Consider the following 21,335-nt stretch of genomic DNA (forward strand, 5'->3'; position numbering starts at 1 on the left):
TCGATGGTGCGAGGCACAGCAGTGCCGTGGGAACTCCCCCTCTGTCGGGATGCCTGAGAGGTTCACGCCGCTCGGAGCGGCGCTTTCACCGTGGGCTGCCTCGTCGGAGTGTTCGGACCGCGCAGGCGGCTCGTCGCTCCGCGACGCATTTCCAGAGTGGCCAGTTCGACGCGGTACAAGACCTGAGAGATTGGCGGGGAGGCTTGCTCCTTCGGTGCCGACGGAGTCGGCTCTCCCGCGTCGCGTATGCGGCCCGGTATTCGGTTGTCCGCTCACCCTAGCGGGCGGGTGCGGGCGCTGTCCTCCCTCAGCGGGATGCCGTCCGGGAGCGGCTCGTCCCGTGCGCCGGAGCTCGCGGGAACGGAGCGGCGTTTGGTGTTCGGGTCGGAGTGACACTAAGCTCGCCGCAGCACTTACAGTCAGTGCGACTCTTAGTAGGGATCCGACATGGATGCAGCCGTACCGCAGCTCGCGGTCTCGACCGTCATCTTCGCGCTGCGCCCGCATCCCGAGACCGGGGCGAGCACCGTCTGGATCCCGGTCGTCCGCCGGATCCGGGAGCCGTTCGAGGGCTTGTGGGCCCTGCCGGGCGGGCCGCTGCGCCCGGACGAGGACCTCGCCGAGGCCGCCCGTCGGACGCTCCGCGAGACCACCGGACTCGCTCCCCGCTACCTCGAGCAGCTCTACGCCGTGGGCGGCCCCGACCGCTCCCCGGGCGAGCGCCGCGTGGTCTCGATCGTCTACTGGGCGCTCGTGCGCACCTCCGAGGCCGACGAGGCGATCGTGGGCGAGAACGTCACCTGGCTGTGCACCGACCTGCCGCTCGAGCTGGCCTTCGATCACGGGCTGATCGTGGACTACGCCCTGTGGCGCCTGCGCAACAAGATGGAGTACTCCCGCATCGCGCAGGCCTTCCTCGGCGAGACCTTCACCCTCGCGCAGCTGCGCGAGGTGCACGAGGCCGTCCTGCAGAAGCCCCTCGATCCGGCGAACTTCCGCCGCACGATCGAGGCGTCCAAGACCGTGGTGCCCACCGAGCAGCGGCTGGCGGGCACGCGTCACCGCCCTCCGCGGCTGTACCGCTACGACGAGTCCGTGGCACTCGTCGACAACGGGCCGCTGCCGGTCTGAGCGCCCTCCCGCGTCCCACCGGCACTGCCCGTCCGTCCGCACCATCCGAGGAGAGACACGTGACATCCGTCGACAGCACCATCCAGCTCATCGAGCGGGGAGCCCCGGGCGAGACCTGCGCCCCCGAGCTCGCAGACGCGCCCTGGTCGTTCGACCTCGGCTTCCCCGCCTACGGCCCTGGAGCGTCGCAGGCCGATCCGATCCCCGCCGAGGCCCCCGTGCAGGGCAGGCTCCCCGAGGAGTACACCGCGGCGAGCGCCGACGAGCTGCACCGCCGCATCCTGGACGCGAAGCGGACGCTCGGCGACCGGGTGGTCGTGCTCGGCCACTTCTACCAGCGCGACGAGGTGGTGCAGTACGCCGACTTCGTGGGTGACTCCTTCCAGCTCGCGAAGGCGGCGAAGAGCCGTCCGGACGCCGAGGCGATCGTCTTCTGCGGCGTGCACTTCATGGCCGAGACGGCCGACATCCTCTCGCGCCCCGAGCAGGCCGTGATCCTGCCCAACCTCGCCGCAGGCTGCTCGATGGCCGACATGGCCGACATAGACTCGGTCGAGGACGCGTGGGCCGAGCTCACCGAGCTCTACGGCACCGAGCCGGACGCCGACGGCCGCGTGCCGCTGATCCCGGTCACGTACATGAACTCCTCCGCCGCGCTGAAGGCCTTCTGCGGTCGGAACGGCGGAGTGGTCTGCACCTCCTCGAACGCCGCGACCGTCCTCGAGGACGCGTTCGCGCGCGGGCAGCGCGTGCTCTTCTTCCCCGACCAGCACCTGGGCCGCAACACGGCCAAGGCCATGGGCGTTCCGCTGGAGCGCATGCCGATGTGGAACCCGCGGAAGGCGCAGGGCGGCTCGGACGTGCAGACGCTCCTGGACGCGCAGGTGATCCTCTGGCACGGCTTCTGCTCGGTGCACAAGCGCTTCACCGTCGGCCAGATCGAGAAGGCGCGCGCCGAGCACCCCGGCGTCCGCGTGATCGTGCACCCGGAGTGCCCGATGGCGGTCGTCGACGCCGCCGACGAGTACGGATCCACGGACTACATCGTTAAGGCGATCCAGGCCGCCCCGGCCGGCACGACCTTCGCGATCGGCACCGAGATCAACCTGGTGCAGCGCCTCGCCGTGCAGTACCCGCAGCACACGATCTTCTGCCTCGACGACGTCGTCTGCCCGTGCTCGACCATGTACCGCATCCACCCCGGCTACCTCGCCTGGGTGCTCGAGGGCCTGGTCTCCGGTGTCGTCCACAACCGCATCTCGGTGGACGACTCGGTGAAGGCCGAGGCGGAGATCGCGCTCGAGCGGATGCTCGCGGCCGTCCCGCCCACCGGCCCGACGGCTCCGACGGCGGCCTGACGTGTCGCGGGTCGTCGTCGTCGGCAGCGGGATCGCGGGGCTCGTGACCGCGCTGCTCGCCGCGCGCCGCCGCGAGGTGGTGCTGGTCACCAAGGGCGCGATCGCGGAGTCGAGCACGCGCTGGGCGCAGGGCGGGATCGCCGCGGTCACGTCCGCGGACGACTCCGTCGCCCTGCACGTCGAGGACACCCTGACCGCCGGAGCGGGGCTCTGCTCGCGCTCGGCCGTCGAGGTGCTCTGCGCCGAGGGGCCGGCCGCCGTGGCCGCGCTGCTAGCGTGGGGCGTCGGGTTCGACCGCGACGGCGAGGACCTCGCCCGGGGACTCGAGGCGGCTCACTCGCGCTCGCGCATCCTGCACGCGGGGGGCGACGCGACCGGCTCGGCGATCGAGGAGGCGCTCGTGCGCGCCGTGCGCGCCGCCCCCGTGACCGTGCTCGAGCGCACCGCCCTGGTCGATCTCGTCCGCCCGGGGCTCGCGGTGGTGGGCGTCGACGTCCTGCGGGACGGCTCCGTCGAGCGGATCGACGCCGATGCGGTCGTCCTCGCAACGGGCGGCGCGGGCCGCTGTTCAGCCACACGACGAACCCGGAGGTCGCCACCGGCGACGGGCTCGCCGCCGCCCTGCGCGCCGGAGCCGAGGCGCCCGACCTGGAGTTCTACCAGTTCCACCCCACGGCGCTCGCGCTGCCCGGCGGCTTCCTCGTCTCGGAGGCGGTCCGCGGCGAGGGAGCGGTGCTCCGCGACGCCGCCGGCGAGCGCTTCATGACCGGCGTCCACCGCGACGCCGAGCTCGCGCCCCGCGACGTCGTCGCCCGGGCGATCGCCGAGCGGATGCGGCTCCAGGGCGGTCTGCCCGTGCACCTCGACGCCCGCCACCTCGACCCCGCGGTGCTCGCGAAGCGGTTCCCGAGCATCTCGGCCGCCTGCCGGGCGAACGGCCTCTCGCTCGCCGAGGACCTCGTGCCCGTCACTCCGGCCGCGCACTACTGGATGGGCGGCGTCGCCACCGATCTCGACGGGCGCACCAGCCTCCCCGGCCTCTTCGCCGTCGGCGAGGTCGCCTGCACCGGTGTCCACGGCGCGAACCGGCTCGCGTCGAACAGCCTGCTCGAGGGCGTCGTCTTCGCCCGTCGGACGGCGGAGGCCCTGGACGCGACCGCTCCGGCGACGGCGCCCGCCGCGGCGGCCCGTCCCGTCACTCCGCTCGCCCTCGACCGCTCGGCGCTGCAGGCGGCGATGTGGGCCGGAGCCGGGGTGTCGCGCGACGCGACGGGGCTCGAGAGCGCACGGGCGGTGCTCCGCGGCGCCGAGGCTCCTCTCTCGCTCCGCAGTCTCGAGGACGCGAACCTCGTGGAGTGCGGCCGGGCCCTGATCGACGCGGCTCTCGCCCGGTCGGAGTCGCGCGGCGCCCACCACCGCACCGACCACCCCCTCACCGAGCGACCGCGTACCGCGTCGCCGGAAGAAGAAAGGTCGCCGTGCCGTGCTGACCCGTCAGAGCATCGAACGCCTCGTCACCCTCGCCCTCGAAGAGGACGCCCCCTGGGGCGACATCACCACCGAGACGCTGATCCCCGCCGACGCGACGGCGTCCGCCCGGCTCGTCGCCCGCGAGGCGGGGGTCTTCAGCGGCGGAGCCGTGCTGGTCGGCACGATGCTGCAGGCCGACTCCCGCATCCGCACGAGCGTGCTGATCGAGGACGGCGCCTCGTTCACCGCGGGCGCCGTGCTCGCCGAGATCGACGGTCCCGCCGGCGGCGTGCTGCGAGGTGAGCGCGTCGCGCTGAACCTCGTGCAGCGGATGAGCGGCATCGCCACCCTGACCGCGCACTACGTGAAGGCGGTGGAGGGGACGCGGGCGCGGATCGTCGACACGCGGAAGACGACGCCGGGGCTCCGCGCGTTCGAGCGCCACGCGGTGCGCAGCGGCGGCGGACGCAACCACCGCTCCTCCCTGTCGGACGCGATCCTCGCGAAGGACAACCACCTCGCGATCCTCGCCCAGCGCGGCATCGACCTGACAGCCGCGCTTCGAGCGGCACGGGCCGCCGTGCCGCACACCACCCACATCGAGGTCGAGGTCGACCGCCTCGAGCAGATCGAGCCGGCGCTCGCCGGAGGGGCCGACACGATCATGCTCGACAACTTCACTCCGGAGCAGCTGCGCCAGGGCGTGACGCTCATCGGCGGCCGAGCGGTCGTCGAGGCCAGCGGCGGCGTGAACCTCGAGACGGTGCGGGCCATCGCGGAGGCGGGCGTCGACGTGATCTCGGTCGGCGCGCTCACGCACAGCGTCCGCTCGCTCGACCTCGGGCTCGACATCGACATCGACGCGCCCGCTCCGTGATCTACCTCGACCACGCGGCGACCTCGCCGGTGCGCCGCGAGGCGCTCGAGGCGATGTGGCCGTTCCTGACGGGCGAGTTCGGGAATCCGTCGAGCAGTCACGCCCTGGGCGGAGCCGCGGCGCGAGCGCTCGAGGAGGCGCGGGGACGCGTCGCCCGGTTCCTGGGCGGGCGCGCCTCCGAGACGCTCTTCACCGCGGGCGGCACCGAGTCGATCAACACGGCGGTCAAGGGCCTCGCGCTCGGAGCGCCCCGGGAGCGGCGGATCGTGATCTCGGCGATCGAGCACGAGGCGACGGTGGAGTCGGCCGACTTCCTGCACCGCGTGCACGGCTTCGAGGTCGTGGTCGCGCCGGTCGACTCCGTCGGACGGCTGGACCTCGAGGCGCTGGCCGCTCTGCTGACGCCGGGGACCGCGCTCGTGTCGATCCTGGCCGCGAGCAACGAGATCGGCACGGTGCAGGACGTGCCGGCGGTCGCCGCGCTCTGCCGCGAGCAGCGCGTCCCGCTGCACGTCGACGCGGTCCAGGCGGCGGGCTGGCTCGACCTGCCGTCGATGGGGGCCGACGCCGTCTCGGTCTCGGGGCACAAGCTCGGCGCTCCGAAGGGGGTCGGCGCGCTGATGCTGCGCAGTCGGCTGCCGTTCGAGCCGCTCGTGCACGGGGGCGGCCAGGAGCGGGACCGGCGCTCGGGCACCGAGAACGTGGCGTTCGCCGTCGCACTCGGCACCGCGGTGTCGCTCGTCGACCCGTCGCGCGCCGCTCGTGTCGCCGCGGTGCGGGACGCCTTCGCCGAGAGGGTCGCCGCGCTCGCGCCCCGGGCGGCCGCGACCGGATCGGCGGAGCACCGGCTGCCGTCGATCGCCGCCTACGTCGTGCCCGGCCGCAGCGGCGAGTCGATCCTGCTGGCACTGGAGGAGCGCGGAGTGGTCGTCTCGAGCGGCTCGGCCTGCGCGGCCGGTCGCGACGAGCCCTCCGACGTGCTGCTGGCGCTGGGGATCGACGCGCGCGTCGCCCAGACCGCCGTGCGCTTCAGCTTCGGAGCGGAGTCGACGGCGGAGGACGCCGAGCGCGCCGCGTCGGCCTTCGCCGAGGTCGTCGAGCGGGCCTGATCCCGTCCGACGGCGACGGATCTCGTCGGATCGGGAATGCCGGAGGCACCTGGGAAGGTTCTGACACCTCGAGCCCTGCGCGACCGGCACCGACGGCGCCGCCGCGATGCGCAGTCGGTCGTCGTCGCCTCCGTGCGACCTCGCACCCGCCTCACCAGACACCTGCACGACCTCACGACCGGAGACCCAGTGACCGAGCGCACCCTTCCCGAGACGCGGGAGTCCGCCGCACCCCGAGACCGTACGCCGGCGCCGTCCGCCGTGCTCGACCCCCGCAGCCGCCTCGTCATCAGCCTGCTGCTCGTGTCGGCGTTCGTCGTGATCCTCAACGAGACGATCATGAGCGTGGCGCTGCCCGACCTGATGCGCGATTTCGGCGTCGAGGCGCACGTGGGCCAGTGGCTGTCGACGGCGTTCATGCTGACGATGGCCGTCGTGATCCCGATCACCGGCTACCTCATCCAGCGCCTGCACACGCGGACGCTGTTCGCCGCCGCCATGACCCTGTTCAGCCTCGGCACGCTCAGCGCCGCGCTGGCTCCCACCTTCGAGGTGCTGCTGGCCGCGCGCGTCGTGCAGGCCGGCGGCACGGCGATCATGATGCCGCTGCTGATGACCACGGTGATGACCCTCGTCCCGCCGTCGATCCGCGGCCGGATGATGGGCAACATCTCGATCGTGATCTCGGTCGCCCCCGCCGTCGGCCCGACCATCTCGGGCGTCATCCTCAACTTCCTTAGCTGGCGCTGGATGTTCTGGATCGTGCTGCCGATCGCGGTCGGCGCGCTGCTCCTGGGCCTGCGCAAGGTCGAGAACGTGACGGAGCCGCGCAGGATCCCGATCGACTCCCTCTCGGTCGTGCTCTCGGTCTTCGGCTTCGGCGGCCTGGTCTACGGCCTCAGCTCGCTCGGCGAGGGCGGCGAGGCGGTCGTCGCTCCGTGGGTGCCGTTCGTCGTCGCGGGCCTCGGCCTGGCCGGCTTCATCCTGCGCCAGCTCTCGCTGCAGCGGACCGATCGCGCCCTGCTCGATCTGCGCACCTTCACCTCCGGCGGCTTCACCGTGGCGATCGTGATGATGGCGGTGAGCATGTCGGCGCTCTTCGGCACGCTGATCCTGCTGCCGCTCTACACGCAGAACGTCCTCGGGCTGACGCCGCTCGAGACCGGTCTGCTGCTGCTCCCCGGCGGGCTGCTGATGGGCCTCCTGGCGCCGTTCGTCGGACGCGGCTACGACCGCTTCGGGCCGCGCGTGCTGCTCGTGCCCGGCTCCGTGGTCGTCGCCGCCGCGCTCTGGGGCTTCACCGCTCTCGACGAGAACTCGTCGTCGATGTTCATCCTGTCGCTGCACGTGGTGCTGAGCCTCGGGCTGGCGTTCGTTTTCACGCCGCTGTTCACCGCGGGCCTGGGCTCGGTGAAGCCGAAGCTGTACTCGCACGGCAGCGCCATCATCGGCACCGTGCAGCAGCTCGGAGGCGCGGCCGGCACGGCGCTGTTCGTCACCGTCCTCTCGATCCAGTCGGCCGCGCTCGCCCGCGAGGGTGCCGACCAGATCACGGCCTCGGCCGGAGGCATCCACTCGGCCTTCGTCTGGGGAGCGTCCATCGCCTCCCTCGCGATCGTCGCGGCCTTCTTCGTCCGCCGTCCCGTCGAGTCCGACGCCCCGCTGCCCGTCGGGCACTGACCCGTCGACCCGTCGTGCCCGGCGGCCCTCCCGCTCGCCGGGTGGGCTGCCGGGCACGCCCTGTTCACCCGCCGGACACCCGGTGCTCCTAGCGTGACGCCCCGGCCGTGCCCCTCCCCCGCGCGCGGCCGGAACGGAGACCGGACGTGGAGACGACCCTCGTGCAGGACCACCTCGACGCCGGCGCCCTCGCGGCGCCGCCCCGCACCCTCATCGACGTGCTGCGCGAGAGCGCCCGGCTCCACCCCGACGCCTCCGCCCTCGAGGACCCCGCCGGCGCCCTCAGCTATCGGGAGCTCCTCGCCCGCGTCGTCGGAGCGGCCGGAGAGCTGACGGCCGCCGGAGTCCGGCGCGGCGACCGCGTCGGCGTCCGCATGGCGAGCGGATCGCGCGAGCTCTACCTCGCGATCCTCGCGATCCTCGCCGCCGGCGCCGCCTACGTCCCGGTCGACGCGGACGACCCCGAGGAGCGCGCGCGGCTCGTGTTCGGCGAAGCGCGCGTGCGCGGAGTCGTCACCGGGGCAGGCCGCTTCGAGCGGACCGCGGAGGAGCCGCCGGCCCTCCTCTTCACCGGGACCGCGCCGCATCCCAGCACCGCGTCGATCCCGCTGCTCCAGCCGCCCGCGCTCGAGGACGACGCGTGGATCATCTTCACCTCCGGCTCCACCGGCACCCCGAAGGGCGTCGCCGTCAGCCACCGCTCCGCCGCGGCCTTCGTCGACGCGGAGGCGCGGCTGTTCCTGCAGCAGGAGCCGCTGGGCCCAGGCGATCGCGTGCTGGCCGGTCTCTCAGTCGCGTTCGACGCCTCCTGCGAGGAGATGTGGCTGGCCTGGCGCCACGGCGCGTGCCTGGTGCCTGCGCCGCGCTCCCTGGTGCGCAGCGGCATGGACCTCGGCCCCTGGCTGACCACCCACGGCATCACCGTCGTCTCCACCGTGCCCACACTCGCCGCCCTCTGGCCGGCCGAGTCGCTCGAGAACGTCCGGCTGCTGATCTTCGGCGGAGAGGCCTGCCCGCCGGAGCTCGCCGATCGCCTCGCCGTCGAGGGCCGCGAGGTCTGGAACACCTACGGCCCGACCGAGGCCACCGTCGTCGCGTGCGCGGCACCGCTGGGCGGACCCGGGCCGGTGCGCATCGGCCTCCCGCTCGACGGCTGGCGGCTCGCTGTCGTCGACGCCGAGGGCAACCGGGTTCCCGAGGGCGGGGTCGGCGAGCTCGTCATCGGCGGTGTCGGGCTGGCGCGCTACCTCGACGCCGCGAAGGACGCCGAGAAGTACGCCCCCGCCCCGCTGCTCGGCTGGGAGCGCGCCTACCGCTCCGGCGACCTCGTGCGCTACGAGGCCGAGGGCCTCGTCTTCCAGGGCCGCGCCGACGACCAGGTCAAGCTCGGAGGCCGCCGCATCGAGCTGGGCGAGGTCGAGTCCGCCCTGCAGGCGCTGCCGGGGGTGTCCGGAGCAGCGGCCGCGGTCCGCACCACGGCCGCCGGCAACCAGGTCCTCGTGGGCTACCTCGCACTCGCCGCGGGCCGCGAGCTCGACCGCGACGCCGCCCTCGCCCGGCTGCGCGCCGAGCTCCCCGCCGCCCTGGTCCCTCTGCTGGCCGTCGTCGACGAGCTCCCGACCCGCACGTCCGGCAAGGTCGACCGGGCGGCCCTGCCCTGGCCGCTCGCCGAGGCGGCGCCGTCGGACGACGCGCTGGACCCCGAGACCGCCTGGCTCGCCGCCCGCTGGCGCGAGGTCCTGGGCGTCCCGGTCGACGAGCGCGCCGACTTCTTCGACCTGGGCGGAGGCTCGCTCGCCGCCGCGCAGCTCGTCGCCCGGATCCGCGAGCGCGATCCGGAGTTCACCGTCGCCGATGTCTACGCGCACCCGCGCCTCGCCGCGATGGCGGCCGAGATCGCGAGCCGCGCGACCGGCCTCGGACCCGTCTCCGATCACCGCATCGCACCCGTCCCCCGGCGGATGCAGGTGCTGCAGACCGTGCTCGGCGCCCCCCTCCTGATCCTGGGAGGCGCACGCTGGCTCGTCGCCCTGCTGACCGTCTGCTCGCTCCTGGATCTGCTGCCCGGCTTCGGCTTCCTCCCCACCGTGTGGCCGGCGGTGCTCGTGCCCGCCTTCGTCCTGCTCTGCACGCCGTTCGGACGCATGGGCCTCACCGTGATCGCCGCCCGCCTCCTGCTGCGCGGCGTGCGCGCGGGCGACCACCCGCGCGGCGGAGGCGTGCACCTGCGGCTCTGGCTCGCCGAGCAGGTCGCCCACCAGCTCGGCGCCGTGAGCCTCGCCGGAGCGCCCTGGGTCTCGTACTACGCCCGGGCGCTCGGCGCCCGGATCGCCGAGGACGTCGACCTGCACTCCCTCCCTCCGCTCACCGGCATGCTGACGCTCGGCCGGGGCGCCGCGATCGAGCCCGAGGTCGACCTGTCCGGCTACTGGATCGACGGCGACGTCGTGCGCGTCGGCGCCGTCCGCGTCGGCGCGGGCAGCACGGTCGGCGCGCGCAGCACGCTCCTCCCCGGCGCCCGCATCGGCAAGCACGCGCAGATCGAGCCCGGGTCGGCGGTCTTCGGGCGGGTGCCGGCCGGACAGCGCTGGGGCGGCTCGCCCGCGCAGCGCCTGGGCAAGGCGAACGCAGGGTTCCCCGAGGAGCGGCCGCCGAGGGCGACCGGCTGGGTCTGGGCGTACGCACTCGCGGCGGTGGGCCTCGCCGCCGTGCCGATCCTCTCGTTCGGTGCGGGCGTGGGAGTGATCGCCGTCGCGGTCCAGGGCTCCGGCACGCTCGCCGAGGCGGTCCCTCGCGCGCTCCTCGCCCTGGTGCCCGCCGTCGCCGTCACGGGAGCGGCGCTCGCGGGACTCGTCGTCCTCCTCGTCCGCCTGCTCGGCCTCGGCGTCGAGCCCGGCACCCACCCCGTCCGAGGCCGCATCGGCTGGCAGGTCTGGTCGACGGAGCGCCTGCTCGACCAGGCCCGCACGCTGCTCTTCCCGCTCTACTCCGGCCTCTTCACTCCCGTCTGGCTGCGCCTGCTGGGCGCGCGCGTCGGGCGCGACGTCGAGGCGTCGACCGTGCTCCTGCTACCGGCCATGACGACGATCCGCGACGGCGCCTTCCTCGCCGACGACACCCTGGTCGCCTCCTACGCCCTCGGCGGCGGCTGGATGCGCCTCGCCCGTGCCGAGATCGGCGAGCGCGCGTTCCTCGGCAACTCCGGCATGGCCGCTCCGGGTCACACCGTCCCGGCCGGCGGACTCGTCGCAGTCCTGTCCTCGGCCCCGCGGAAGTCCAAGGCCGGCTCCTCGTGGCTCGGCTCTCCCCCGGTGCGCCTGCGCCGGACCGTCGTCGAGGCGGAGGCGGAGCGCACCTTCCGCCCGCCGACGCGCCTGCGCGTCGCCCGCATCGTCTGGGAGCTGTTCCGCTTCGTCCCCGTCGTCGTCTCGGTGGCGATCGGCTCGGGAGTCGTGGTCGCCCTGCTCGCGCTGGTCCAGACGTTCGGCGCGATCGTCGCGATGCTGCTCAGCGGAGTCGTGCTGCTGGCCGCCGGAGCGGTGGCCGCCGCCGTCACGACCGCGGCGAAGTGGCTGCTGATCGGACGCGTCCGCGCGGGCGAGCATCCGCTCTGGTCCTCGTTCATCTGGCGCAGCGAGCTCGCCGACACCTTCACCGAGATGATCGCCGCACCCTGGTTCGCGCACGCCGCCGCCGGCACCCCGGCGCTCGTGTGGTGGCTCCGCAGCCTCGGCGCTCGGATCGGCCGCGGCGTCTGGTGCGAGAGCTACTGGCTCCCGGAGGCGGATCTCGTCGTGCTGGGCGACGGAGCGGCCGTCAATCGCGGATGCGTCGTGCAGACCCACCTGTTCCATGATCGAATCATGAGCATGGATGCCGTGAGCCTGGACACCGGAGCGACCCTCGGACCGCACAGCGTGATCCTCCCCGCGGCTCGGATCGCCGAGCACGGCACCGTCGGCCCCTCGTCGCTCGTGATGCGCGGCGAGCTCGTCCCGGCGGGCAGCCGCTGGAGCGGCAATCCGATCGGACCGTGGCGCGACGTGCGCGTCGCCGACTACCACGCGCCCGTCGCGTGAGCCCCGCGCAGCTCGGACTCGAGACCGCCGGTGACACCTACGTCCCCGGTATCGGCAACACCGGCTACCGCGTCGAGTCGTACGAGCTCGAGCTCGACTACCGCGTCTCGAGCAATCGGCTCGCCGCGCGCGCCCTGATCCGGGCGGTCGCCCTGCAGCCGCTGCGACGGTTCAGCCTCGATCTCAGCCGCCTGCGGGTCGGGCGGGTGCGCGTCGACGGGCGCCGCGCCCAGCACGCGCAGACACCGCACAAGCTTCGCGTGACTCCCGAGACCCTGCTTCGCACGGGTGAGCCGTTCGTCGTCGAGGTCGAGTACAGCGGCCATCCGGCACCGCGCGCGAGCCACTGGGGCGAGCTCGGCTGGGAGGAGCTGACCGACGGCGTGCTCGTCGCCTCGCAGCCGACCGGCGCGTCCACGTGGTTCCCCTGCAACGACGACCCCGCCGACAAGGCCGCCTACCGCTTCCGCATCACCGCCGAGGAGGGCTACGCGGTCGTCGCGAACGGCGTGCTGGTCGACTCGAGCGCGCGATCCGGCCGCAGGACCTGGTTGTACGAGCAGCGGGAGCCGACGGCCACCTACCTCGCCTCGGTGCAGATCGGGCGCTACGCCCTCGAGGATCGCGAGCTCGCGGGCGTGCCCGTCACGATCGCGCGCCCGGCGGCGCTCGCCTCGCGCTCCTCGCGCGACTTCGCTCCGCTCGCCGCGATGCTCGAGCTCTTCCAGCGCCTCTTCGGCCCCTACCCGTTCGCGCGCTACTCCGTCGTCGTGACCGCCGACGACCTCGAGATCCCGCTCGAAGCGCAGGGCATGGCCGTCTTCGGCGCGAACCACGTCGACGGACGCGGCGGATCGGAGCGGCTGATCGCCCACGAGCTCGCGCACCAGTGGTTCGGCAACAGCGTCGGCGTCGCCCGGTGGCGGCACATCTGGCTCAACGAGGGCTTCGCCTGCTACGCGGAGTGGCTCTGGTCCGAGCAGGCGGGCGGACCCTCCGCCGACTCCCTCGCCCGGCGCCACCACTCCCTCCTGCGGGCGCAGCCCGAGGATCTCGTGCTGGCGGACCCGGGCCCCGTCTCCCTCTTCGACGATCGCGTCTACAAGCGGGGCGCGCTCACCCTGCACGCCCTGAGGCTGCACGTCGGCGACGAGCCGTTCTTCGCCCTGGTGCGGGAGTGGACGCGCCGGCACGCCGACGGCGCGGTCACCGACGAGGACTTCCGGGAGCTCTGCACCGAGCTGCTCGCCGCCGCGGTCGACGAGCTGCTCGACACCTGGCTCCTCGACGAGGAGCTGCCCGCGCTACCGGCCCGCTGACACCAGCGAGTCGGCGAGCGCCTCGGAGTGCTCGCGCCGCCAGCCGATGATCGGACCGGTGCCGCGCCCCTCGACCGGGCCCAGCGCGACGCTGACGCGGAACGCGGGGTCGAGCCGCGGCTCGGCCAGCCGGAACCGCACCCCGTCGATCCGCGCCTCCGCCGCGATCCGCGACTCGTGGATGAGGACGCGGTGCGGATCGACCTCGAGCCCGCGCCCATCGGCCTTCAGCACCGCCTCGATCCGCGTCCAGTGCAGGATCGGATCGGCCGGCCGGGCCGCCCCGACCCAGAACGGCGCTCCCGCGACCCGCGTGATCTGCGCGCCGCGCTCGGCGGACCCCGCCGCCGGCTCGATGTCGACGCCCACGACACCGGCGCTGCTGGCGGCGACCACCACTGCTCCTGCGCAGTGCGCGACGCTGACCGACAGCGTGGCGAGGAGCGGATCCGCACCCTCGAGCCGCGGGCGTCCGTGCGGTCCCGCGCAGCCCGGGCAGCAGGCCACGACATCGATGCCGGAGGCGCTCCCGCCGGTGAGCTCCGCGGCGAGCATCCGCAGCAGCACGCGCCCGAAGACGAAGCGCTCGGCGACCGACGCGGCCGCCGTCGCCTCGTAGCGCTGCCGCTCCGCCGAGGTCAGCAGCGGCAGCAGGCGCTCGGCGTCGAGCGTCTGCTCGTCGAGCGCGAGCCAGCGCAGATGCACCCCCGGCAGATCGTGCCCGTCGTCCCGGCCGACCGCCGGCCGCGGTGCCCCCGTCGTGTCCGTCCCCCTCATGCGCGTCCCCCTCAGAACCGTCGCGCGGGCGCGATGTGCTCGCCCCGCTCGTAGACCTCGCCGGCCGGTCCCACGATCAGGGGATCCGGTCCGTGCGCCCCGACGACCTCGTCGTCGCGTCCGTCGTACTCGTACAGGCTCAGCACGTGCCGCATGGCCTCGAGTCTCGCCCGCTTCTTGTCGTTGCTCTTCACGACCGTCCACGGAGCGTCGTCCGTGTCGGTCGCGGCGAGCATCGCCTCCTTGGCCGCCGTGTAGTCCTCCCACTTGTCGAGCGAGGCGAGGTCCATCGGCGAGAGCTTCCACTGCCGCACGGGGTCGATCATGCGGATGGTGAACCGCGTGCGCTGCTCCTCCGCCGACACCGAGAACCACAGTTTGACCAGGTCGATGCCGTCGCCGGCGAGCATGCTCTCGAAGAGCGGCGTCTGCCGGATGAACTCGTCGTACTGCGCCGGGGTGCAGAACCCCATCACGCGCTCGACGCCGGCGCGGTTGTACCAGGAGCGGTCGAACAGCACGATCTCGCCCGCGGCGGGCAGGTGCGAGACGTAGCGCTGGAAGTACCACTGCGTCGCCTCCCGCTCGGTCGGCTTCTCGAGCGCCACGACCCGGGCTCCGCGGGGGTTCAGGTGCTCGGTGAACCGCTTGATCGTGCCGCCCTTGCCGGCGGCGTCGCGCCCCTCGAAGACGACGACGAGCCGGCGTCCGTGCTTCTTGATCCAGTTCTGCAGCTTGAGCAGCTCGATCTGCAGCAGCCGCTTGCCCGCCTCGTACTCCTCCCGCGACATCCGCTCGTCGTAGGGGTAGCCCTCGCGCCACGTGTCGATGCGCGTGCCGTCGCGGTGCAGCAGCACCGGGTCGTCGTCGTCCTCGTCCAGCACGACGAGATCGCGGGCGTCGTCGGGGGTCAGGGTGCGGAGGAGCTCGGGGTCGACGCGAGCGGTCTCGGAGGCGGCGGTCACGCGCCGACGGTAGACGCCCTCGGCGACGCGGGAGTGAACGGCCGGTGTCCTGGCGCGCCGTCCGGGCCGGACGTACCCTCGTCGCATGTGCCGGAACATCCACACGCTCCACAACTTCGAGCCCGCCGCGACCGATGACGAAGTGCACGCCGCCGCCCTCCAGTACGTGCGCAAGATCAGCGGCACGACGAAGCCGTCGAAGGCGAACCAGGAGGCGTTCGATCGCGCGGTCGCCGACATCGCGCACATCACGGGGCACCTCCTCGAGGACCTCGTGGCGGCCGTCCCGCCGAAGGACCGCGAGGTCGAGGCGGCGAAGGCGCGCGAGCGCTCGGCGAAGCGGTTCGCGACCGCCTGAGCTCAGTCGTCGAAGGCGGCGGGTGGCAGGTCCTTCTCGCCGGATTCGACCGCGTCCACGATGCGCTTCGCGACGGCCTCCGGAGCGAGGCCCGCGCCGAAGCGGGGCGCCTCGCCCGCCAGCGGATGCTGCGACAGCTCCGTCTCGGTGTGGCCGGGGCGCGCGTCCAGGAGCAGGACGCCCGCTTTCCTGTACTCGCGCGCGGACGCCTTCACGAACGAGTGCAGGGCCGCCTTGGACGCGGAGTACGCGGCGAGGCCGGCCGTCGGCGCCTCGGCGACGACTCCGCTGATCGTGACCGCGAACGGCTCGCGCCCCTCGGAGGCGGAGGCCGCCAGTGGGGCGAAGGCTGCGGTCAGCACACGGATCGGCGCCAGAGCGTTCACCTCCACGAGCTCCTCGAGGACGGTCTCGTCCAGCTCGGCCGAGGGCCCGAAGGCGACGACGCCCGCGGCGATGACGACGCCGTCGAGACGCCCGTGGCGCTCGAGCGCCTCGGCGATCAGCCGAGCGGGTGCGTCCTCCCCGCGGAGATCCGCGACGAGCGGCTGCTCGCCCAGAGCGGCGGCGTCGCGGCCGGATCGGACGGTTCGTGCGCCGCGGCTCTCGAACTCGTCGGCGATCAGCCGGCCGAGCCCTCCCGAGGCGCCGAGGACCAGGATGACCGCGTCGTCGAATCTGCTCATGACCGGAGCCTAGCCAGCGTGATTGGCGCAGATCGGCACTTCCGCGACCCTCTCCCCCGCCCCTAGCCTTGTCGCCATGCCCGGACCCGAGACCAGTACCGTGCTGCGGACCCTCGTCGAGATCCTCGAGGACCCGGCGCCGATCAACCCCGGCCACGCCCAGCACGTCTCGGAGCTGATCCACGAGGTCCTGGCCGAGGACGCGCCGACCGGAGGCAGCCCGCTGCCCCTCGCCGCCCTCGCCCCCGAGGACCCGTCGGTGGAGGATCCCGCGCTGTGAGCGCGACGGCGGCTTCTCTTCGATCGGTGTCTCAGCCGATCAGGTAAGCGAAGCCGCGCCCGGTCGCGGCGACCTGCCTGACGAAGACAACCGCCCTGTGCAGGAAGTCGAGCACGTACTCGTCCTCCTCTCCGGCGCCCGATGCCGAGGTCAGCTCGTCCTGAAGCGCCACTAAGTCCGCCGCGATGAGTGGGACCTCGTCAGGAGTGATCGCTCGCGACCACGAGATCCAGCCGAGGTCGACCGGGGTGACTCGACCTTCGAACATGCGATGACTCGGACGAGCAGCGGAGTGGGCGTTCGCCGGTGCTGTCAGGGCCTGCAGTGCGGACCAGGCCTTGTCCAGGTAGAGCATCTCGGATTTCGGCACCGATTGGACGAAGTCGGTGACAGCCGACATCGCGCCCGGCGGGAGACCCCACGCATCGGCGAGGGGATCGGCGGAGATGACGCTCCGGGGATCGGCGAGGGCCGACTCTGTCGCGTCGGCGTCGAAGGTGTAGGCGTAATAGCGGATTCCCATGCGGCGAGCGTGCAGTGCTCGGTCGCCGGCCCGGGAACGACGAGACGGTTCTGCGGAGGATCCGGTCATCGGGTCCCCTCGGGAGGACGTGAGCGCCCGCTCGTCTCCGACCCCATCGGTAGACTCGCCGGGCTGAGACGAAGGGGGCTCCGGTGCAGCAGGACTCGACGGCCGCGGCCGGCTGGTACGCGGACGGTGACGGCACGGTGCGCTGGTGGGACGGCGAGCGCTGGACAGAGGCGCGGAAGTCGGCCTCCGACGGGGCCTCGCCCCGCGTCCTGGACGGCGCTCCGGCCCACTACCGGCTCCCGAACGCCGACGGCGCCGCCACCGTCGACGTCGTCGGCGAGTCCGACCGCCTCGAGGAGATCGCCGCCGTGCTCGGACGGACCCTGAAGAAGGACGAGCGCCACGAGCAGCGGATCGACGTCCAGCTCGTCCCCGAGCCGGACCGTCCCGGCGACCCGAACGCGGTCTCCGTGCGGGCGGCGGGCCGGGTCATCGGCTACCTGCCCGACTCCGCCGCCTATCAGCCGCCGCTGGCGCGCATCACGGCGAGCGGAGTGGTGCCGACGACGGGCGCGCAACTGACGGCGACCCGGTCGAGCCGCGGACTGCGCGCCTCCGTCCGCCTCGCCCTCGTCGACGCCGAGCTGATCACGCCCGCGAACACCCCGCCGACAACGCCCTACTCGCTCATCCTGTGGGGCCGCGGCCTCCAGGTGCTCCGCGAGGACGAGCACTTCGCGCAGCTCGTCCACGTCCTGCCCGGCGGCGGCCGGAGCCTCGTGATCGTGACTCTCCATCCGCTCGACGACAGGATCGAGATCCGCCTCGACGGCTCCCGCGTCGGCGAGCTCTCCCCCGCCGTCTCGCAGCAGTTCGCGCCGACCGTCCGGCATCTGCAGAGCCTCGGCCTGACCGCCGCCGCCCACGCCGCCCTGCGCAGCTCCCCGCTCCAGGCCGAGCTGACCCTGCAGGCCGCGCGCGCCTCCGAGCTGCCGGAGCACTGGGTCGACGGCCCGCCGGTCGTGCTGCCCTCGCTGGTGCCGACGTCGGCCTCGTACGATCTGCCCGCCGCGTACGTGACGCCGTTGCGACCCACTCCGCTGACGTCGGAGGAGGCCGCCCGCGCGACCCGCCGGCTGGTCGCCTGGATCGTCGTCGGCACGTCCCTCCTCGTCGGCCTCTCGAGCTGGTTCATCGGCGACGTGCTGAACTGAGGGTGGCGTGTCACCGTTCGGATGGCTCCTCCGAGGCGGACAGCGCGCGCCGCGCCGCGAGTCAGTGGTCGACCGACCGGCTGGCTACGCTGGTCGAGGTGCGCTCGGGCGCGGGGGCGCCGGATGAGGGGGCTCTTCGGTGAACGGATCAGAGGCGGCCGACTGGATCTCGGCTCTCGCGACGATCGGAGCCCTCGGCGCAGCCGTCTGGGCGGTCGTCGTCTCCCGCCGACTCCATCGCGTCGAGACGGACCGCGACGAGGTGTCGGCGGAGCGGGCGAAGCGCGAGCAGGCCTCCGGCATCGCCGCCCGGTGCATCGGCAGGTCCGCGGAGGACGAGCGACAGCGCCGCGGGCTGCTCCTGCACAACAGCTCGGACGCCCCGGTGTTCGAGGTCGAGGTGAGCAGCACCTACGCACCGCGCAAGTCGCACGAGCCTCAGCGATTGGCTCCGCTCCGGCTGGCGATCCTGCCTCCCGGCGACTACGTCGTCTTCGGCGACACCACGTATCCCTGGACCCTGCCCGTCGAGCGGACCGCCCGATCGGAGGAGGCCGTCCCCATCATGAACAACCCCGGCTGGACCGTCACGGAGATGTCCTTCCGCGACGCCCACGGCCTCCTTTGGCGCCGGACGGGCGGCTCGCTCCACGAGGTCACGACCACGCCGTGAGGGCGACCGAGCACGACTGCCGTTGGCGTCGGAGCAGGCAGCAATCCACGTCCGAGGTCGTCGACGCGCCGATACTTCGGCTCGTGGAAGCAGCTTCGGCTCGCAGGAACCCGCGGATTCCTACTAGCCGAGAGCGGTTCGACGAGCCGGAGCCCGACTACACGTTGAAGCGGAACTCCACCACGTCGCCGTCCTGCATCACGTAGTCCTTGCCCTCGATGCGGGCCTTGCCCTTCGAGCGGGCCTCCGCGATCGACCCGGTCTCGACCAGGTCGTCGAACGAGATGATCTCGGCCTTGATGAAGCCCTTCTGGAAGTCGGTGTGGATCACGCCGGCCGCCTGCGGGGCGGTCCAGCCCTTCCCGATCGTCCAGGCGCGGGTCTCCTTCGGGCCGGCCGTGAGGTAGGTCTGCAGGCCCAGCGTGTCGAAGCCGATGCGCGCGAGCTGGTTCAGGCCCGACTCCGTCTGGCCGGTCGACTCGAGCATCTCGGCGGCGTCGGCCTCGTCGAGGTCGATCAGCTCGGACTCGATCTTCGCGTCGAGGAAGATCGCCTGAGCGGGAGCGACGAGTGCCGAGAGCTCGGCCTTGCGGGCGTCGTCGGTGAGCACGGCCTCGTCGACGTTGAAGACGTAGATGAAGGGCTTGGCGGTCAGGAGCCCGAGCTCGCGGATCGGCTCGAGGTCGATCGTGGTCGCCGACAGCGGCTTGCCGGAGTCGAGGAACTCGCGCGCCTTCTTCGCGGTCTCGAGCACGATCGGCTCGATCTTGCGGCCCTTGAGCTCCTTCTCGTACCGCGCCTCGGCCTTCTCGAGGGTCTGCAGGTCGGCGAGGATCAGCTCGGTGTTGATGGTCTCCATGTCGCTGGCGGCGTCGACCTTGCCGTCGACGTGCACGACGTCCGAGTCCTCGAAGCCGCGGATGACCTGCGCGATGGCGTCGGCCTCGCGGATGTTGGCGAGGAACTTGTTGCCGAGCCCCTCCCCCTCGGACGCGCCGCGGACGATGCCGGCGATGTCGACGAACGAGACGGGGGCGGGCAGGATGCGCTCCGAGCCGAAGATCCCGGCGAGCACCTCCAGCCGCGGGTCGGGCAGGTTCACGACTCCGACGTTGGGCTCGATCGTCGCGAACGGGTAGTTCGCCGCGAGCACCGTGTTCTTGGTCAGTGCGTTGAAGAGCGTCGACTTGCCGACGTTGGGGAGACCGACGATTGCGATAGTGAGAGCCACGGGCATCCATCCTACGGCGTGGCGGCGCGGGCCCCGCGTGCCGCTCACGGCGGCGTCGGAGGTGCGTGAGAGGGTGAAGCGTGCCCATCGACTTCACCGCCATCGATTTCGAGACCGCCAACTCCCACGGAGCCTCCGCCTGCTCGGTGGGGCTCGTGAAGGTCCGCGACGGCCGCGTCGTCGACCGCGCGGGGTGGCTCATCCGCCCGCCGTTCGGCTTCGACGACTTCCTCGAGTGGAACACCCGGATCCACGGCATCCGCAAGGCGGACGTGCACGGCGCCCTCGGCTGGAGCGACCAGTTCGCCGACCTCGCGGCGTTCGCCGGCGACGACGTCTTCGTCGCGCACAACGCCGGCTTCGACATGGGCGTCATCCGGGCCGCCTGCGCGGCGACGGAGCTCGAGCACCCCGAGTACGACTACCTCTGCTCGCTGCAGCTCGCTCGCAAGACCTACGAGCTCGAGTCCTACCGGCTGCCGTTCGTCGCCCGCGCGGCCGGCTTCGAGGACTTCCGCCACCACGACGCCTCCGCCGATGCCGAGGCGTGCGCGGCGATCGTCGTGCACGCGGCCGAGCGCCACGGAGCGCGCAGCATGGCCGAGCTGGGCGAGCTCGCCGGAATCGCCCTCAAGCGCCTGCGCCCCGCGACGCCCGTCGCGGCCTGACTCCGCTCATCCGGCGCGCGGGTCGCCGAACCAGTCGCTGAACAGGCGCCAGAAGTTGCGGTTCCCGTACGCCGAGCACGCGTCTCCCTCGCCGTACAGGTTCTCGAGCGCCGCCGCGTTCGGCTGGTAGGGCCTGTAGTAGTAGAGCCCCGCGGTCGCCGCGTTCTCGATCAGCACCGGGGCCGTGCCGCAGGTCGCATCGGGCGAGTACTGCACCTCGCTCACGGCGCCGACGGGGTACCAGTCGAAGCTGCTCTCGGGGTTCGCGTAGCGCTGGAACTGCCACGCCGCTCCGTACACCTGGCCGAAGAAGCCGAAGTAGTCGCTGTCGCAGTCGGCCGTGTCGGGGCAGCCATAGCCCGTCGCGCTGCGGAACTGCCGCTCGCCGGGGGACGGATCGGTCACCAACGACTGCTCCTTCTGCAGCAGCACCAGGAGCACCGCGGGACTGACGTCGCAGGCGGCCCCGACCGACCCGATGATCTCGGCCGCCGAGCGCCCCGGGCCTCCGACGTACGCGGCGCACTGCTCGTCGGCCGCCACGTCGCCCGTGTCCTCCGCGTAGTCGCGCAGGCAGGGCACGTCGACGCCCTCGCACTCGAGCACCCGCGCGTTCAGGAACGCCTGGATCGCGGTCGGCGCGAGCGCGTCGCCGTCGAAGAAGACCGCGTCGGACACGATCTCGCCGGGGTCGAACGCCGAGCCGTCGGCTCTCGGCGCGAGGTCGGTCCACATCCGCACATCGGCCCCCGACGAGGGAGTCGCGGCGGACGCGCCGAGACCGCTCGCACCGGTCAGCAGCACCGCCGCCGCCAGCGACACGAGAGCGGCCGCTCCTCCCCGGCGCCGCCGAACGGCGCGCGGGGAGGGGACGGCCGCACTCATGCCTCCACGCTAGCGGCGACCCCCGACGGGGTCCGCCGCACGG

The 21,335-nt window shown here is 73.0% G+C and carries 18 protein-coding genes, 1 pseudogene and 1 riboswitch; of the genes and pseudogenes, 13 read left to right on the top strand and 6 right to left on the bottom strand.

Features of this window, described 5'->3' with window-relative positions:
• Positions 1-161: 161 nt before the first annotated feature.
• Positions 162-248: riboswitch (glycine riboswitch) on the bottom strand.
• A gap of 199 nt (positions 249-447) precedes the next feature.
• The 8 genes and pseudogenes from B0T42_RS03290 (at position 448) to B0T42_RS03325 (ending at position 13,023) form a co-directional block, all read left to right on the top strand.
• Positions 448-1,131, top strand: a complete 684-nt coding sequence (locus B0T42_RS03290) for an NUDIX hydrolase (RefSeq protein ID WP_077221927.1) — start codon at positions 448-450, stop codon at positions 1,129-1,131.
• A 59-nt stretch (positions 1,132-1,190) separates the two neighbouring features.
• Complete coding sequence (nadA, locus tag B0T42_RS03295; RefSeq protein WP_055788466.1) at positions 1,191-2,489, top strand: quinolinate synthase NadA; 1,299 nt, start codon at positions 1,191-1,193, stop codon at positions 2,487-2,489.
• Position 2,490: 1 nt separating this feature from the next.
• Positions 2,491-3,965, top strand: a pseudogene (gene nadB, locus B0T42_RS03300) (L-aspartate oxidase); the annotation flags it as partial.
• A gap of 7 nt (positions 3,966-3,972) precedes the next feature.
• Positions 3,973-4,836, top strand: a complete 864-nt coding sequence (gene nadC / locus B0T42_RS03305) for a carboxylating nicotinate-nucleotide diphosphorylase (protein ID WP_077221928.1) — start codon at positions 3,973-3,975, stop codon at positions 4,834-4,836.
• Positions 4,833-5,945: a cysteine desulfurase family protein gene (locus B0T42_RS03310; protein ID WP_077221929.1), complete on the top strand. Its 1,113-nt coding sequence runs from the start codon at positions 4,833-4,835 to the stop codon at positions 5,943-5,945. Before nadC ends, B0T42_RS03310 begins: the two co-directional genes overlap by 4 nt.
• Before the next feature lie 261 nt (positions 5,946-6,206).
• Positions 6,207-7,625 carry a DHA2 family efflux MFS transporter permease subunit gene (locus B0T42_RS03315; protein ID WP_236720088.1) on the top strand — a complete coding sequence of 473 codons (1,419 nt, stop codon included), beginning with the start codon at positions 6,207-6,209 and terminating at the stop codon, positions 7,623-7,625.
• A gap of 146 nt (positions 7,626-7,771) precedes the next feature.
• Entirely contained in the window at positions 7,772-11,704 is a 3,933-nt protein-coding gene (locus tag B0T42_RS03320) for a Pls/PosA family non-ribosomal peptide synthetase (protein WP_173892288.1), read from the top strand.
• Positions 11,701-13,023 (top strand): M1 family metallopeptidase, encoded by a 1,323-nt coding sequence (locus B0T42_RS03325; protein ID WP_077221931.1) that lies wholly within the window; start codon positions 11,701-11,703, stop codon positions 13,021-13,023. The genes B0T42_RS03320 and B0T42_RS03325 overlap by 4 nt, the downstream gene beginning before the upstream one ends.
• Here the strand turns inward: B0T42_RS03325 and B0T42_RS03330 are convergent.
• A complete protein-coding gene (locus B0T42_RS03330; protein WP_139344400.1) occupies positions 13,009-13,800 on the bottom strand; it encodes a 4'-phosphopantetheinyl transferase family protein in 792 nt (263 codons plus the stop codon). The genes B0T42_RS03325 and B0T42_RS03330 overlap by 15 nt on opposite strands.
• An 11-nt stretch (positions 13,801-13,811) precedes the next feature.
• Positions 13,812-14,852 carry a polyphosphate kinase 2 gene (ppk2, locus tag B0T42_RS03335; RefSeq protein ID WP_077221933.1) on the bottom strand — a complete coding sequence of 347 codons (1,041 nt, stop codon included), beginning with the start codon at positions 14,850-14,852 and terminating at the stop codon, positions 13,812-13,814.
• Between ppk2 and B0T42_RS03340 the strand changes: the two genes are divergently transcribed.
• On the top strand, positions 14,851-15,123 hold the full coding sequence (locus tag B0T42_RS03340; protein WP_077221934.1) for a DUF2277 domain-containing protein: 273 nt from the start codon (positions 14,851-14,853) through the stop codon (positions 15,121-15,123). The two genes, ppk2 and B0T42_RS03340, sit on opposite strands and share 2 nt — an antisense overlap.
• 2 nt (positions 15,124-15,125) lie before the next feature.
• Here the strand turns inward: B0T42_RS03340 and B0T42_RS03345 are convergent, their stop codons facing one another.
• Positions 15,126-15,809 carry an SDR family NAD(P)-dependent oxidoreductase gene (locus B0T42_RS03345; protein ID WP_201788475.1) on the bottom strand — a complete coding sequence of 228 codons (684 nt, stop codon included), beginning with the start codon at positions 15,807-15,809 and terminating at the stop codon, positions 15,126-15,128.
• Positions 15,810-15,885: 76 nt separating this feature from the next.
• Between B0T42_RS03345 and B0T42_RS03350 the strand changes: the two genes are divergently transcribed.
• On the top strand, positions 15,886-16,089 hold the full coding sequence (locus B0T42_RS03350; RefSeq protein ID WP_139344401.1) for a hypothetical protein: 204 nt from the start codon (positions 15,886-15,888) through the stop codon (positions 16,087-16,089).
• A 31-nt stretch (positions 16,090-16,120) separates the two neighbouring features.
• On the opposite strand, the gene B0T42_RS03355 is transcribed toward B0T42_RS03350, so the two are convergent.
• Positions 16,121-16,681, bottom strand: coding sequence for a hypothetical protein (locus tag B0T42_RS03355; protein WP_201788476.1), 561 nt, complete (start codon positions 16,679-16,681; stop codon positions 16,121-16,123).
• Positions 16,682-16,764: 83 nt separating this feature from the next.
• On the opposite strand from B0T42_RS03355, the gene B0T42_RS03360 reads away from it, so the two are divergent.
• Both B0T42_RS03360 and B0T42_RS03365 read left to right on the top strand, forming a co-directional pair.
• Entirely contained in the window at positions 16,765-17,835 is a 1,071-nt protein-coding gene (locus tag B0T42_RS03360; RefSeq protein ID WP_077221937.1) for a DUF2510 domain-containing protein, read from the top strand.
• A gap of 139 nt (positions 17,836-17,974) precedes the next feature.
• A complete protein-coding gene (locus tag B0T42_RS03365; protein WP_077221938.1) occupies positions 17,975-18,508 on the top strand; it encodes a hypothetical protein in 534 nt (177 codons plus the stop codon).
• Between the two features lie 157 nt (positions 18,509-18,665).
• On the opposite strand, the gene ychF is transcribed toward B0T42_RS03365, so the two are convergent.
• A complete protein-coding gene (gene ychF / locus B0T42_RS03370) occupies positions 18,666-19,739 on the bottom strand; it encodes a redox-regulated ATPase YchF (protein ID WP_077221952.1) in 1,074 nt (357 codons plus the stop codon).
• Between the two features lie 80 nt (positions 19,740-19,819).
• On the opposite strand from ychF, the gene B0T42_RS03375 reads away from it, so the two are divergent.
• Positions 19,820-20,407, top strand: coding sequence for an exonuclease domain-containing protein (locus B0T42_RS03375; RefSeq protein ID WP_077221939.1), 588 nt, complete (start codon positions 19,820-19,822; stop codon positions 20,405-20,407).
• A 6-nt stretch (positions 20,408-20,413) separates the two neighbouring features.
• On the opposite strand, the gene B0T42_RS03380 is transcribed toward B0T42_RS03375, so the two are convergent.
• Positions 20,414-21,292, bottom strand: a complete 879-nt coding sequence (locus B0T42_RS03380; RefSeq protein ID WP_139344402.1) for a hemagglutinin — start codon at positions 21,290-21,292, stop codon at positions 20,414-20,416.
• Positions 21,293-21,335: the final 43 nt, after the last annotated feature.

It is taken from the genome of Rathayibacter rhapontici (assembly GCF_001995175.1).
GTDB lineage: Bacteria > Actinomycetota > Actinomycetes > Actinomycetales > Microbacteriaceae > Rathayibacter.

Excerpts from the sequence above, each read along its gene's own strand:
- B0T42_RS03340 (WP_077221934.1), top strand. The coding sequence starts at position 14,851 with ATGTGCCGGAACATCCACACGCTCCACAACTTCGAGCCCGCCGCGACC.
- ppk2 (WP_077221933.1), bottom strand. The coding sequence starts at position 14,852 with ATGCGACGAGGGTACGTCCGGCCCGGACGGCGCGCCAGGACACCGGCC.
- B0T42_RS03350 (WP_139344401.1), top strand. The coding sequence starts at position 15,886 with ATGCCCGGACCCGAGACCAGTACCGTGCTGCGGACCCTCGTCGAGATC.
- B0T42_RS03290 (WP_077221927.1), top strand. The coding sequence starts at position 448 with ATGGATGCAGCCGTACCGCAGCTCGCGGTCTCGACCGTCATCTTCGCG.
- B0T42_RS03330 (WP_139344400.1), bottom strand. The coding sequence starts at position 13,800 with ATGAGGGGGACGGACACGACGGGGGCACCGCGGCCGGCGGTCGGCCGG.
- B0T42_RS03345 (WP_201788475.1), bottom strand. The coding sequence starts at position 15,809 with ATGAGCAGATTCGACGACGCGGTCATCCTGGTCCTCGGCGCCTCGGGA.
- B0T42_RS03380 (WP_139344402.1), bottom strand. The coding sequence starts at position 21,292 with ATGAGTGCGGCCGTCCCCTCCCCGCGCGCCGTTCGGCGGCGCCGGGGA.
- B0T42_RS03355 (WP_201788476.1), bottom strand. The coding sequence starts at position 16,681 with ATGACCGGATCCTCCGCAGAACCGTCTCGTCGTTCCCGGGCCGGCGAC.